10 protein-coding genes are annotated in these 14632 nt (G+C 56.2%); 8 read left to right on the forward strand and 2 right to left on the reverse strand.

Annotation, left to right across the window (positions count from 1 at the left end; all coding sequences use genetic code 11):
- Positions 1 to 89: 89 nt before the first annotated feature.
- Positions 90 to 2072, forward strand: a complete 1983-nt coding sequence (locus tag Q1A20_RS20390; RefSeq protein WP_299918396.1) for a TonB-dependent siderophore receptor — start codon at positions 90 to 92, stop codon at positions 2070 to 2072.
- On the opposite strand, the gene Q1A20_RS20395 is transcribed toward Q1A20_RS20390, so the two are convergent.
- Positions 2069 to 2593, reverse strand: a complete 525-nt coding sequence (locus Q1A20_RS20395; protein ID WP_299408669.1) for a MarR family winged helix-turn-helix transcriptional regulator — start codon at positions 2591 to 2593, stop codon at positions 2069 to 2071. The two genes, Q1A20_RS20390 and Q1A20_RS20395, sit on opposite strands and share 4 nt — an antisense overlap.
- 94 nt (positions 2594 to 2687) lie before the next feature.
- Here Q1A20_RS20395 and Q1A20_RS20400 point away from each other — a divergent pair, with 94 nt between their 5' ends.
- Positions 2688 to 2987 (forward strand): DUF2218 domain-containing protein, encoded by a 300-nt coding sequence (locus Q1A20_RS20400; RefSeq protein ID WP_299408671.1) that lies wholly within the window; start codon positions 2688 to 2690, stop codon positions 2985 to 2987.
- A 35-nt stretch (positions 2988 to 3022) separates the two neighbouring features.
- Here Q1A20_RS20400 and Q1A20_RS20405 read toward each other — a convergent pair whose 3' ends face one another.
- On the reverse strand, positions 3023 to 3604 hold the full coding sequence (locus tag Q1A20_RS20405) for an AraC family transcriptional regulator (protein ID WP_299918400.1): 582 nt from the start codon (positions 3602 to 3604) through the stop codon (positions 3023 to 3025).
- Between the two features lie 421 nt (positions 3605 to 4025).
- On the opposite strand from Q1A20_RS20405, the gene Q1A20_RS20410 reads away from it, so the two are divergent.
- The 6 genes from Q1A20_RS20410 (at position 4026) to Q1A20_RS20435 (ending at position 14017) form a co-directional block, all read left to right on the forward strand.
- Positions 4026 to 6125, forward strand: coding sequence for a TonB-dependent receptor (locus tag Q1A20_RS20410; protein WP_299918402.1), 2100 nt, complete (start codon positions 4026 to 4028; stop codon positions 6123 to 6125).
- 70 nt (positions 6126 to 6195) lie between these two features.
- Positions 6196 to 8451, forward strand: a complete 2256-nt coding sequence (locus Q1A20_RS20415; RefSeq protein WP_299918404.1) for an MFS transporter — start codon at positions 6196 to 6198, stop codon at positions 8449 to 8451.
- Between the two features lie 157 nt (positions 8452 to 8608).
- On the forward strand, positions 8609 to 9676 hold the full coding sequence (locus tag Q1A20_RS20420) for a siderophore-interacting protein (protein ID WP_299918405.1): 1068 nt from the start codon (positions 8609 to 8611) through the stop codon (positions 9674 to 9676).
- Between the two features lie 3 nt (positions 9677 to 9679).
- A complete protein-coding gene (locus tag Q1A20_RS20425; protein WP_299918408.1) occupies positions 9680 to 10597 on the forward strand; it encodes a helix-turn-helix transcriptional regulator in 918 nt (305 codons plus the stop codon).
- An 85-nt stretch (positions 10598 to 10682) separates the two neighbouring features.
- Positions 10683 to 12770, forward strand: a complete 2088-nt coding sequence (locus Q1A20_RS20430) for a TonB-dependent receptor (RefSeq protein ID WP_299918410.1) — start codon at positions 10683 to 10685, stop codon at positions 12768 to 12770.
- The gene (locus Q1A20_RS20435) at positions 12764 to 14017 is read left to right on the forward strand and encodes an MFS transporter (protein WP_367180947.1); all 1254 of its coding nucleotides are present in this window, start codon (positions 12764 to 12766) and stop codon (positions 14015 to 14017) included. Before Q1A20_RS20430 ends, Q1A20_RS20435 begins: the two co-directional genes overlap by 7 nt.
- Positions 14018 to 14632: the final 615 nt, after the last annotated feature.

Raw genomic sequence — 14632 nt, forward strand, 5'->3', positions numbered from 1 at the left:
ATTAACCCTTAGAAACCCAGCCAATCTCGCCTCGCCACGTCCCGGATCGGGCCAGCCCGGCCTTTCTAAATCAAGATCTGGGGACACTTATGACTGTCGCAATTCATTCTGTGCGTGCATGCCTTTTGTGCGGCTCTGCATGCGTTCTGCTCTATGCCACGCAGGCTTTTGGACAAGCCTCAAATGAGACATCCGACGATGGCACAATCTCATTGGATCCGATCGTTGTCCGAAAGGCAGATCCAAAGGGTGATGCGGCGGACCGCGCGTCATCCGTTTATGTCGCTGACGCGGAGCTGGAACGGGCACGTAGCGGCGATCTGAAAGACGTTTTCGCCGGTATTGCGAGCGTATCGGTCGGTGGTGCGATCCCCCTTGCGCAGAAGATTTTCGTCAATGGAATCGACATGCTGAACCTGACGATTTCGCTGGACGGGGTGTTGCAGAACAATCGCGCGTTTCACCACGTCAGCGCCAATGTCTTCGACCCCGGACTGCTGAAATTCGTTCGGGTCGACCCGGGCATTGCTGCGGCGGATACAGGTCCCAATGCGGTTGCAGGTGCTGTCGTGATGGAGACGGTCGATGCAGCGGATATCATCCGGGATGGTGAGACCTTTGGGGGCAACGTGCGGCTGTCCTATGGCGACAACGGCGATACCTGGGGCCGCTCGGTCACCCTGTCGACGCGCGCGCAGGGTTTCGAGGTTCTGCTATACGGGCGTTCCGTAACCGGGAACGACTACTCCGATGGCGATGACAATGTCATGACCGGAACCGGCGCCGATCTGCAATCAGGCTTGCTCAAACTGGCCTATGAAACGGACACCGGCCACCGGTTTGAACTGTCCGGCCAGCAGTTGCAGGATTCGTCCCTGAGGAATTTTCGGGCCAACTTTGGCCCCGGAACGCGCCCCCTGGTGCGCTATGACACTGAACGATCCACCTATGCTTTCAACTATGCGTTCTTGCAGGGGGGTGCGATTTGGAATCCGGAGGTGGTGGTCGGCTTTTCGGAAAGCCTGATCAATGCTCCCCTGTTCGAAGAGAGCGAAGGGACGACCAACACGCTGTCGGCCAAGATCCAGAACACCTTCCGCTTGTCCGAGACAGACACAATTGTCGCCGGCATCGACTATTACGACCGTCAGGGCAGTTACCAAAGTGATGTGACGTCCCAGATTGATGAAACGACACAAAACATCGGCCTGTTTGCCCAGGCGCGATTTGAGCCAACAAACCGGTGGAAGATTTCGACCGGTCTGCGTTTCGATCATCAGGATTTCGAAGGGGTCAACGGGTTCAGCGACTCGTACTCCGGGGCCAGCGGGAATTTCTCCGCGACCTATGCGCTGACCGAGAGCCTCAGCCTGCGGGCAGGATATTCAAATGTCTTCGGCGGGCTTCAGATCGAAGATAATTATATCTACGACATCAACCTGATCCCGGGTCGGGAATGGGACTATGCGGGGCTTGAGCCCTCCCGGTCACAGAACTGGAATCTCGGTTTTGATTGGACGAACGGCGGTCTGAAGGTGGGGGGCGAAGCCTTCCTGACAGAGATCGAAGACGTTCGGAACGGCGGAGATACCTTTGACTTCAAATCCGAAGGTTTCAATCTCTATGCGACCTATGGCTGGGCTGACGGATTTGCCCGGCTGACATTTTCTGATAGCGAAACCTCCCGCGATGGGGATGAGGTGTCGAGCTTCTATCAGCTCGATTTCGGCGCGCCGCTGGGGCAGGTTCTGGCGCTTGAAGTGCAGCAGCAGTTGCCAAGGTGGAATATGCTGGTGGGCGGCAGCATCGATATGGCGCTCGACTACGATCCAAATCCGAGCAGTGCGTTGGAGGTGGATCCTTTGCGCACACTCGAAGGCTATACAGTCCTGAACCTCTTTGCAGAGTACACCCCTCCAAGGTTTCGCGGTGTCACGTTCCGTGGGGAGGTGCAGAACGTATTCGATGAGACCTATGCGGATCGCGCGACCTATGGGGGCGACTATGCGGGGTTTGCCGCGCTTAACGAGCCAGGGCGCACGTTCGTGATAGAGGCTGTGGCACGGTTTTAAGGCAGCAGTTTAATCAGCAACCGCGAGAGGGTATAGGCTTCATCCGCCGTCAGGTGCGGCCCGATCTCAGCCTGCATCGCGTCCCAATAGATAGGCCAGATCCGCTTATGCAGCCCCAAGCCCCGTTCGGTCAGAAACAACAGCTGTTTGCGCCTGCCATCGGCAATATAGGTCCGGCGCAGCAGCCCGTCCTTTTCCAGCCGCGCCACGTGGCGCGACAGCGCATATTGCGGCACAAAAAGTTTGTCCTCCAGCGCAGCCATCGGTTGACCATCCGTTCCGGCCCGCTCCACCTCCAGCAGGATCTCGTACCAGATCGGATCGTTGATGCCGCTGGCTTTCAAAGCCTTTGCAATGCGCGGATGAAACTTGCGGTGGGCGCGCATCAGGTTGAACCAAACCCGGTTGAACGAGATGTTTTCGTCGTCATCGCCAAAGTAGCGCGCGGCCTCGGAAAGATGCTTGTTGGGATTCACAATGGGCTCTGTCTCGCGCAGCGATATTTCAAGATGTCTGTGCATGTGAGTATCTCAAAAGCAGGGGTCCGAAAAGTCTCATGCACGCAAACCGTTACTTCATGCCCGACCCCTTCGGAGATGTTTTCAAGTGATGCCCATGCGTTCTGAAGCTGAGTTCCGTTCGTTACACGCCCGGGCGTATTTTGATCGTCTGACCCGGCACTTTTCGCACAAGATCCCCGTTGCAGTTGATGGCGACCGGGCACAGTTGCGTTTTTCTTGCGGGTTGGCAGAGATACATGTCGATGGCAGAAGTTTATTGTTTCTGGTTCGTTCAGAAAGTGCCTCTGATCGAAAAGAGACTTGTGCCGTTCTCAGTGATCACATGCGGCGTTTTGCGTGGCGCGAGGACAAGTCCGATTTGGTGTGGACAGATCTCGATGGGATCGCTGGGTGAACGTTTTAAAGTTCTCATCTAGTGAGAGCTCACGCCTACTTGGGCATTCGGCTTCGCCAACTTCTTGGTGAGAGACCAAACTGACGTCGGAACAATTTGGCGAATTGCGCAGGATTACAATAACCGACCTTTTGCGCGATCGATAAGACGCTCGCATTTTCTTCCTCCGCCAGCAGGTGCGCTGCATGCTCCAGCTTTCCATGGATTGCAAACTGATGTGGCGACTGACCCGTCGCAGCCTTGAACCGGCGGGAAAAATGGTGACGGCTTATTCCGGCAGTGGCTGCCATCTCTTCAACGGTTACATGACGATCCAAATTCTTGGCGAGCAGTTGTTTCACCCTGTTCAAACTGGCCCCGCTGAGCGGAAACGCCTCACCTGATTTCGCAACAGGTTCGAAGGGTTGATCCAGCAATTGATGGGTCACCATGTGGGCGGCATGGAAAAGCGTCGCATCAGAGATGTCTCCCGCTTGGGTATGGCCGACGCTCATCAAGGTGCTTTCAACAAGCGGATCACGAAAGACCTTTGAAAAGGTCTCTCTCTTCAGTTTTTGGGGCCAGTCATCGCCAAAACTCTCTGACACGCTTTCAATCGCGATCCCCAGTGTGATCACGGAGATTTCCGGCCATTCGCCAGCGCCTTTCGAATTCGGCGGCACAAGACCAATATCTCCGGGTGCGATCTCCGCCTCGATCAACTGAAGCGACGTGCTCTGACGCATTGGGCCGCCCCCCGAGACACACATTGTCACGAAAAGTGCCGGAAGACTTCTGATGTGTCCGACATGTGCGGGATAGCTTGCCCGGTACAATAGAACGCTTTGATCTTCGGTCACGTAAAGGTTGTGAACCTCAGCCTGCGTCGCCTCAAGACGTGCGCGTGCGATATCAATCGTCAGCAAACCCATATCTGGTATATACCTGACTAAAACTGTCAAAAAAAGCACAAATCCATCATTTCAAAGCACAAACGGGTTAGACCCGGCGTGCCGCACAATGAGAGGTAAGACAAAATCGCTTTGTGGGAGCCCAGCTATGAAAATCCGACGCGACGGCGCGCATGCTGCTGTCATTGCCAGTTCGCTCAGCTTGGTGGCTGGCAGCGCCCTCGGGCAAGACATCCCTTTTGATCTGGGCGTCGTTGTTCTCAGAGGTGACAAGGTTGGGAGAGACGTTGAAGATGCGCCGCCCAGTACGACAGTTATACTTGGCGATGTTGCCGCAAAACCATCAAATCGCGACATTGATGATGTCATCGGGAATGAGGCGAATGTGCTTGCCCCGGAAGGATTCATCCCACCCGCCATTCGAGGTGTGGGTGGTTTGGGCGGCGACCGTCCTGCGATCACCGCAGGTGCCCAGCCTCGTGTACCTGTTTTGGTCGACGATGTACCCCTTCCTTCAGGCGAAGCGTCAAACATAACGCAGACAAGCGGTTGGGACATCGATTCCGTCGAAGTGGTACGCGGGCCGCAGGCGGCAAGCACAGGTCGAAACACGCTTGGCGGCGCAATACGGGTCTACACCAAAGACCCGGTCTTTGAACGCGAGGGCGCCTTGCGGTTTCTCTATACCGATCAGCAGGAGGCTGAAACGGCATTCATGCTCAATACGCCGCTGGTGCAAGATCAACTTGCGTTTCGGTTGGTCGGCGAATTCGGATCAGGCGACAGCTATATTCAAAACGGGCCGAACCCGCTGCCTGCCGGATTTGATCCCAACGATGAAAGTAGCGAACGGTTGCGGGCCAAGCTCCTCTTCGAACCCGCTGCTGCGCCGCGTTTGAAGCTGCTGTTTTCGGCGGAGCGCGGCAAGGCGGAAGGACCTACAGAAGGGTTCTTCAATGGCGACATAGAGGACCTGAGCGTCAGCGAGGTGTTCGCGCTTGCCTCGTCCTATGAAGAGGTTGACCAGACCGTTTACTCGACCCGCCTGACATATGATCTGAGCGATGGGGCAACATTTGTGGCCCGTGTATCAAGTTCTGACAATGAACTGCGATTTTTGAACACCGGCGAAACACCTTTTGGCTTTTCCTTCGGAGAAACCGGGTTCGATAAAGAACTCGCGGAAGCCGAGGCTTATCTGCAGTTCAGCGAAGTTGGAATTATAACGAGTGGTGTGCTTGGCATCATCCGATCCGTGGAAGACGAAAAAGGCTTCAATGACGGATTACTCGCGTTCTCTGTGGATGGGCGTATCGAAAACACCGGTCTTTTCGGCGAAGTGGAATTGGATGCCAGCGCAGTTGCGCAAGGTCTTTCCGTCATTCTGGGTGGACGCTACGAAAAGGACAAAAGAACGCGCACCAGCTTGGATGGCAGCGGCGCCTTGGTGGGAACGGCGACTTTTTCAGAAAACGTATTTCTGCCAAAGCTTGGCTTGCGCTACGAGGTCAACGAGCGCACGACCCTTGGATATACCTACTCCGAAGGGTTCCGCGGCGGCGGTCTTGACGTTGATCTGGGTGCGGCACTGAGCCCGGCTGCCTTTTCATCGGTTGCCTTCGCGCCGGAATACTTGAAACAGCACGAGGTTTATGCGCAAACGACGGCGCTTGACGGGGCCCTGGATCTGTCGGCAACAGCCTTCTTTTATCAATGGCAGGATGCGCAGGTGTCGGGCGCGGCAGCCTATCCGAGCAGCGGCGACAGTGCGATCGGGAACATCCCGGAAGCGGAAGGCATGGGGCTTGAGCTGTCGGCTGTATACCGGATGACAGACGAGTTTAGCGTGTCCGGCGGGCTTGGTCTGCTCGACGCAGAGATCACCCAAGTTTCGGCAACACAAACGGCATTTCTGGGTCAGAAATTACCCCTGTCACCAGAAGCGACTGCGTCTCTTGGCGTCGCGTATCAGGGTCGAACCGGTTTCGATGCCTCCGCCCAGCTGAGGTTTGTGGGCAGCCGCACATCCGCATTGAACCAATCCAAACTTGATTCATTCACAGTGGTCGATGTGGCAGCAGGCTATGAGACCGAGCTGGCCCACAACCAGGTCTTCAGGGTCGACGTCTTCGTCGATAACCTCTTTGACGAGCGTTATCAGACATTCACAGAAGCGACGAGTTTTGGCGGGTTGAATATCGTTGGAAAGCCACGGACCGTAGGAGTGTCGGCAACGTGGCGTTTCTGAAAACCTCATCCCTTCAAGCGAATGGCGCGGCTGAACATATGAAACCGCAAATGACCATAGGGACGCCATAGTGCGTTGGCGTATCCTCTCTGTGATCGGGCTTCTTTATTCCGCCCAGTTCATTCCCTTTTTCTTTGCGGTCATGGCCTTGCCAATCGTCCTGCGTCAGGAAGGCCATTCCGCGACAACCATTGGCCTGGTTCAATTGGCGGCAATCCCATACGTTTTCAAGTTCTTATGGGCGCCCCTCATTGATCGCTACAAGCTCGGACGTGACCGCTACAAGTCCTGGATTGTCCTTCTGTCGGTTATCCATGTCCTTGGCATTGTCGCTTTGGCCTTCACGGATCCGGGGGGCAGCCTCGTTCCGCTATTTATCGCGCTGCTAATCGCGGCCCTTGCGGTTAGCACCCAGGACGTCGCGGTCGACGCCCTCGCGATTTCGCTCATGCGGCCCTCGGAACGCACCATGGGCAGCACGTTTCAAAACGCCGGTGCTTATATGGGCGCGGTTGTGGGCGGGTTTGGGTTCTTGTACATCTACGATCAGATCGGCTGGACCATTGCTCTGCTGATCCAGGCCGTCCTCTTCGCGCTACCGCTATTTGCCTTGGTCTTTGTCAGGGAGCCTGCACGCCTGCGCGGCGCGCCGCCTGCGACTTTTCGCAATGCGCTGAAGTTCTTCAAACAAGAAAAGATGCTCCGCTGGCTGGCGATCCTCGGCACGATCCGCGTGCCGCTTCTTCTGACCATGTTGCCGATGCGATTGATGATGGTGGATCAGGGAATGAGCACCGAAGAAATCGCCGTTTGTTTTGGCCTTTTTGCCATGTGCGCAGGGGGTGGTGCGTCGGCCATTTTCGGGCCGCTGCTGCGCAATCTGCCCCGGGTCAAAGCGATCTATCTGGTTGGTCTGATCAATATTCCGGTGCTTTTGGGCGTGGCCTTCATCGCGGGCTCAATGCCTGAGAATATTCGCTACGCTATTATCCTCGCGTGGGTGGCCATTGCCATGACCGACATTGTGATGTTCCGCGGCGCGATGGATAAAATCCGACCCGAGATACCGGGCTTTGATTTTTCTGTTCAGGTGGCCATCTATATGCTGATACCGGGGTTGATGGATCCTTTGGTCGGCTATGTCATAGACACGCAAGGGTACCTGCCAGCGTTCCTTGTTGCGATCCCCTTGGCGTTGGTACCCCTTGTGATCCTTTACTTTGCTTTTGCACGGCTGCGCTATTCAGACCAGGGCCTGGATGGCGCGCGTGCAGTGTCCACCGGAACGATGGCGCTGGATCAGCCAAAGGCCTTGCTGGCGTTTTGCGCCGACGAGTTCACCGATCATGGGATAAGCTGCAGCTACCCTCAACCCAACCTGCTACGGATGGAGGAAATGGGGTGTCTTGTAGAGATAGAGGCCGTAGACGGTGCCGTTGACATTTTGATCGACACCCCCACCGATAACTTTCTGGTCTTCATCCGGGAAGAGATCATTGAGCAGTTGGAGAAGTTTGACCCCGACGCCTTGCCGAGCCTGAAGTGGGCGGGTGGCCTGACGGTGGGTGAAATGCCGTCAAACTTCCGCATCTTGCGCGCTCGCAGGCGCCGCGAGATTCACCCTGGTCTGATACGTGTGACGCTGGGAGGCATTGGCGTCGAAGCCATGACAAAAGATGGCATCCACATCCGGCTCATGATGCCCGAAGATCGCAACCGTTCACCCGTTTGGCCGGTCATCAACGAAAACGGCAGCACGTCCTGGCCACAGGGCAAGGATAAACTGCACACCCGGTATGTGACGGTTCGGGACATCCGACCAGACGAAAGAGAGATCGATGTCGATGTTGCGCAACACATGGGCGGTTTGATCTCGGATTGGGCCACATTGCAGGGTGACGAACAAGAGGTTGGTGTGATGGGCCCCGCCGGGGACCCCGGGCTGACCAATACTAAAAATGTCATCCTTGCAGGTGACGCAACCGGGCTGCCCGCAATTGCGCGGCTGATTGAGAGTGTGGGCGGAGAGGCCACCGGCCATGTCTTTGCGGCAGCACCCAGCCAGGCCGCGCTGGAGGCCTATTTGCCAAAGTCGAAAATGAAGGTGTGCGCGCTGGACCCGGATGGGTTTTCGGAGGAGGTGGCGGAACGTTTGGAAAATTGCACCGCTGAGCCGGTCAGTTACGGTTGGTTCGCTGGGGAGTTTGAGGCCGCCCAATCCGTTCGGAAGGTTTTCAAGCAGACCTTCGGCTTGGATAAACGCACCCAGTTGAGCGTCGCTTATTGGAGGGCAGGGGCTCCGGGTCATCAATCCCGTGCTTTGTGATCATTGCCGGTGAAGGATCAGGCTCACCTGATCTCAGGACCCCCGGCAAGCATTGTGACGGCGAAGCAAAAACGGTAGGCTAAGATCGCCAGCAAACTTTGCCGCTTAAGCGTTGCAAAGTGCCAGCATGCCTTCTGGAAACTACAGGATCATTCCGATGAACACGCATGCGTCCACCTCCGAAACACTTGTGCCGACGGCAAAATCTCAGAACATGCTGGACATGTTCATGTCACACGCGCGCGACGATCACGACATGGAATTCTCCATCGCGCCCGATGGCACCCATTTTATCGAACAGGAGCTGTTCAGGATTGAGTTCGGCGTGCGCGACGACGGGTTACATGTCCGTCTTGCCGGGCTAAATGAAAATGCGCTGATCTTTTTCAAAGAAGAGATTGTGCATCACATTGCGGATATAGATTCAGACGCCGCTGCGCGGATCCGCTGGGATGAACAGGGCATGCGCGCCCGCGCAGGTGATCTGCTGCCGAATTTCCATGTGCTCACCGTGCAGGATAGCTTCGAGCTCTTTGAAGGCATGCAGCGTGTGATTGTTCACAGCCCCGAGGTGGTTGCAGGGTACGAAGACGGGCTGCATCTGCGGCTGATCCTGCCATTGGATCCGACCCGACCGCCGATCTGGCCAAGGATGGGGGCAAACGGGACACCGGTTTGGCCACAAGGTGCGGACAAGCTGCACGCGCGCTTTGTCACGATCAGACAGGTTCGGGCAGAAAGCAATGAGGTCGATCTTGATATTGTGCGCCATGGTGACGGTTTGATTTCGCAGTTCGCACAAGCGGCTGAAGCCGGACAGGAGATCGGCGCGATGGGGCCCGCAGGAATGCGCGCCCTGCCGGATCACGATCAGTACTTTATTGCGGCCGACGGCACTGGCCTGCCAGGTGTGGCACGGCTGCTGGAGACGCTGGCCCCCACTGTGCAAGGCGATGTGATCGTACCCTTGCCGGATGGTGTGGATTATCTGCCGCCGACCTCTCTGCGCATACATCGGATCCCGCCATCAGATTTCGAAGCAGACGTGGTGCAAAAAGCCATGCAGCTGACGGCGCGGGGAGAAACCGGATATGCATATTTCGCTGGAGAATTCGAAAATGCTCAGGCGCTACGCAAGCATTTCCGGCATGGCCTCGGATTTGACAAGACCACGCAGATCAGCGCGGCCTACTGGCGGCGTGGCAAACCTGGTTTTGGAAGCTGACCGATGTCCAAGGTGCCAGAATTCCCGCATGATCTTACGCTGTCGCGTGTGGCAAGCCTGGATGAGGCGGTCGAGATAAAGTCTCTTAACACGCGCGGTCCGGTGCTCGGCGTGGGGCGTATGGAAAGCATTCGGTTGTGGCCGGGCATGCAGTTGATGCGCGCAAACCTGCGCGGACAGGCGGCGTATGACGCCATGATCCGCGGGACGACAGGGCTCGTGGTCGAAGTGCGACTGCATGGCGAAAGCCGTTCGCGCGAAATCGGGGGGCCCCGCCGTGCGTACCTGCAAAGTGGCAGTCTTGAGATCGCCGGGTGCCCGGTACCGGCGCAATGGCACGTGCAGGCCCCCGCGCAAGAGGTCTTTGCCACTGTTGCGGTTGCTTACGATGGGCCCTTCGTTGAAGAGCTAGGCGACGCGGCGCCAGAGTTAGCAGCCCGCTGTACAGCGCTTATGGAACGTGAAGGTTTGATCAATACACAAGCGTCTCAGCACAGTTTATGCATCGCGCAACGCTTGCTGGATACGGACATCCGTCATGGTTCTGCAAAGCTGCAGTTGGCAGCAGGGGCCATGGATCTGCTCGCATCGGCTTTCGATGAGTTGAAAGGCCCGGCGCTGCAAGATGACCGAATGAGTTTTGTGCAGGACTACATCGCTCAGAATCCCGGTGCCGATGTCAAGATCGCGGATGTCGCGCGCGCAGCACGTATGTCACCCACCACGCTCAAGGCTCGGTTTCGCAGCGCTTATGGCCGCTCAATTGGAGCAGTCATGAAGGAGCGCCGATTGCGGTTGGCACAGGAGATGCTGGAAAACGGCTGTGGTGTGAAAGACGTGGCGCACAGGCTGCAATATAGCAGTTCGGATTCTCTCAAGCGCGCATTGCGTCAGGAGAGTGAGTCCGAATTGTCGGATTAAATGTCTCTTTTGTTGGCCGATGATTGTATTCACTCAAAGCAATTAACCCTACTAAAACAATCGGGAATTGTTGATGGGGAATACAATGAAATTTATACTTCAGATCGGTGCCGTTTTTTTGATCGGTTTTTCGGATCAAACTGTTGCCCAAGAAAGCGGGTCATTCGATCTGGGAACGATTGTTGTCGGCGAACGCAAGGACAGGCCGCTTTTAGAGACTTATGTCGGGGCCTCTGTCTTGGACGGGGAGGCGCTCGGCGAAGCGTCGGCCGGGGAACATATCAACGAAACACTGACGGCGACGCCCAACCTATTTGTCGAAGGAAAGAGCGAGGTGCCATCGCTGCGGGGCGTTCAGGGCGGTGGGCCGGGCGGCACTGTTTCGGCCAGCCTGACAGGCGCGGTCCCACGTCTTTCGTTTGTGATTGACGGGGTGACACGCCCCGCGGTTCTGCCGAACTCCAGTGGGTCGTCTTTATGGGATGTCGAGCAGGTGGAGGTGTTGCGGGGTCCGCAGTCGCTTTTAAGAGGGCGGTCGGCCTATGCCGGCGCCATCATTGTCAGTACCGCCGCGCCGACATTTCACCCTGAGGCCGCTTTCCAGTTTGGCATCGAGCATGATGACTTTCATGGGCTCAATTACATAACGAACGGAATGTTCTCGGGGCCGCTGTCGGACACTGTTGCGGGGCGATTGACGTTCGAATTTGCGGATGGCGCTGATCCTCGCAGGGCCACCGATGTCGATGACGACTGGATTGTGGAATATGACAATATCCGCCTGCGCGGCAAGCTTCTGGGCGAGTTCGAGACTGATGCAGGTGGATTGACGCTGAACCTGCTTGCCGAGCATCAGTTGGGGCAAACACCACAGACCCGAAACAATGTGATGACGCCGCTGCTGACCGGGCGTCCGCTCGAGGATCGGGTGCTGGTAAATGCTGCCGCTGGAACCCAGGGTATCCCGGCGCGGACCTTTGATACGGAAACCAATGTGCTGTCCTTTGATGCAGCGTTGGAGACTGGTCGTGGCACGATCCGCTGGATTACATCCTATGTGGATGACAGCTACGTCTCGATCCCAGAGCAGGTCTATCCGTTCCCGTTCGATGTGGACGAGCAAAGCATCACGCAGGAGCTGCTCTATGAATTCGGACCAACCGACCGTGTGCGCGCAGGAGAGTTTTCCGGGCTTGTCGGGCTGGCCTATGAAGACCGGAAACAGGATACCCGGATCGGAGGGTTATTTATATTTTCCAGTGATGTAGAGACCACGTCGAGTGCTGTCTTTGCAGATCTCCGCTATGGGATCAGCGACCAATTGACGATCTTTGGGGGTATGCGATTGCAGCGCTACGAAGACGAGCGTTTTCAGGTATCGACGTTTGGAGCGACCACGGGCACGCAGATTTACGACGAGGCGGAGACGGTTTATCTGCCTGCTATCGGTCTGGCCTACCATTTTGATGAAACCCGGGTGCTCAGCGGATCGGTGCGCACCGGCTTCAATCCCGCCGGGTCTTCGGTCAATATCTTTAACGGGACACCTTATACATATGAAAGCGAAAGCGTTGTCACCGCAGAGCTGACATACCGGCAAGGGGCCCCAGACGGGCGTTACAATTTTGGCATCACGGCCTTCTATAATGACTTTGACGACCCGCAACTCTTTGCGGAGCAGATACCCGGACAACGCGCGACGCTTCAGGTCGTCAATCAAAAGGCGGGGCGGAGCTATGGGCTGGAATTTGACGGCATATTGCAAGCCACAGAACGGCTGCTGCTGAGCGGGGCTCTGGGCCTTCTCGACACGGAGATCACAGAAGCCCAGGACGGACGCCCGGACCTAAAAGGGAATTCATTTGGCCAGGATCCAAACCTTACGCTCTCCATTGGCGCTGACTACCGGATAAACGATGTCTGGAGCGTTGACGCCCGCGCGATCTATCGTGGTGAGAGTTTCAATGATTTCAATAATATTGCGGCGGAAAAGGTCGGCGACTACTGGATCACGGATGTTGGCCTGACCGCCCGGATGGGGAATATGGAACTGCGCGGCTACATCAAAAACCTGTTCGATGAGACCGGCGTAACCCGATTTATCGGCGGTGCACAGTTTGCCGATGTCACGGATCCGCGCACCGTCGGTATCACGCTGACAAGCCGATGGTAGGTAGAGCGACAAAAACCGAACGCGACGTTCTTTGGAGCGTCGCCCTTCTGACCTTCGCCGCCGGGTTTGTCGCACAGTTTTTTGCGCAGGGCGTGGTCCTTTTTCTGCGTGAGGCGGGCGTATCCTCTGCGGTGATCGGCCTGCTTTACATTGCAGCCATACCCTACACACTGCGCTTTGTCTGGGCGCCGATCATTGATCGCAACGACCTCGGCGGCGGGGGCCGTTTCGAAAGATGGATCTATCTATGTTGTTTTGCGTTGTGTTTTGTCCTGAGCGTGCTGTGGTTTTTCGAACCAGCGCGCCACGCTGCACAGATTATCATCTGCGTCGGGCTGGGAATGTTCGTGCTTGGAACCCTTCAAACAGCGCTCGGAGGGGTGCTAGTGGAAGGGCTTGCGGAGCCATCCTATCCCAAAGGCGCATCGCTTCAGGCAGCCGTATCCGCTATGGCCGGTATGGTGTTGGGTGGTGCCGTGCTGTTTCTACTCGGTCCCTTGGGGTGGGGACCGGTTGTTCTGGCACTTCTCGTGGTTTGCATCGTGGTCGCAGGGCTTGCAGGCTTTGCCCTCAACCTCGGTCATGGCGCCAAACAAACACCTGCCACACCTCCCAAACTCTGGGACCAGTTTTCGATTTTCAAAATAGCGCGTGCTCGCCACCTGTTGCTGGTGTCGCTTTGTGTCAGCGCCGCGTCAGTTCTCCCATATGCGACCAAATCCGTGCTGCTCATTGATGCGGGTTTTTCAGTGTCTCAAAGCGGCTTAATCGGAATCGTTGCCGGAAATGCCACTGGCTTTATCGGCGCATTGGCCTCACGCCCACTTGTAGAACGCTGGGGTGGCATGCGCGTGTTAGCAGCCTTGGCTGTTCTCAACGCCGTCGTTGTTTTGGTGATGACCTATATTCTGGCGTTCAATATCGGTCCGATTCCTATTGTTGCGCTCATTCTCTTTGCAAATTTCAGTGTGTTTGGCGCTTACACCGCCAGTCGTTCCATCCTGATGCCATTGTGTAGGGTAGGGCATCAGGCAACGCACCTCGCCAGTTTCGTAGGTATTGAGGCGATGTGCTTTTTGGTGATCGCCGGGCTGGCTATCTCTGGCTTGGATAAGATCGGGCTGGTGCCTCTGCTGCTGTGTGGTGCCGTGATTTCCTGCTTTGGCGCTGCGCTCGCATTTCGCGACATAATGCGTCGCGACGCTTCCAAAGCTGGGACCTGCATATCCAATGAGCCTTGTCAGTGAAGTAAATCAGACTGTGGCCATCGAAATTTGGGACCCAAGATCCGAAAGCGGGCTTATGGCATCCACCGAAGTTGCGTCGTTTTGCAATGGTACGCCGACGATGCGTATGTACGCGCAAATGGCCGTTGGTGTTATCCATCTCATGCTGATGATCACTACGCCCAGCTTATCGATTTTGACGTGACGGCGACCCATGGCTGGCAGTTCGCTCGCGAAACACCTTGCGAAACCCAATCCCCTTCTCGGGGTGGGGGTTTTCTAACTCATCAAATGGCGGTCCAAATTTGACGGTATTGAAGCGTCTGGTGCAAAGCATCTGAATGTACTTGAGATCGACGACGCCAAGCTCAAGAAACTGCTGGGAAAATTCTGAGGCCCTGTGTGTGTGTCGGCGCACCATGAATTGTTGCCGATTGGCGATTTGGCCAAGTCAAATCTGCCGAGAGGAGCGGCCATGACACGAAAACGGATACGGGCAATGAAGGAATGGAAGAAAATAAACGAGGCAGAGCAGTTGGGAAATTGTGGGCACCTCATGGAGCGGCCCACAAGGAGAGTTCCATTCTGATTGAATAGGCGGCATACTGCCGACGACGCTCAATCCCGCGCAAGCTG

This window comes from uncultured Roseobacter sp., assembly GCF_947501835.1.
Classification (GTDB): Bacteria; Pseudomonadota; Alphaproteobacteria; order Rhodobacterales; family Rhodobacteraceae; genus Roseobacter.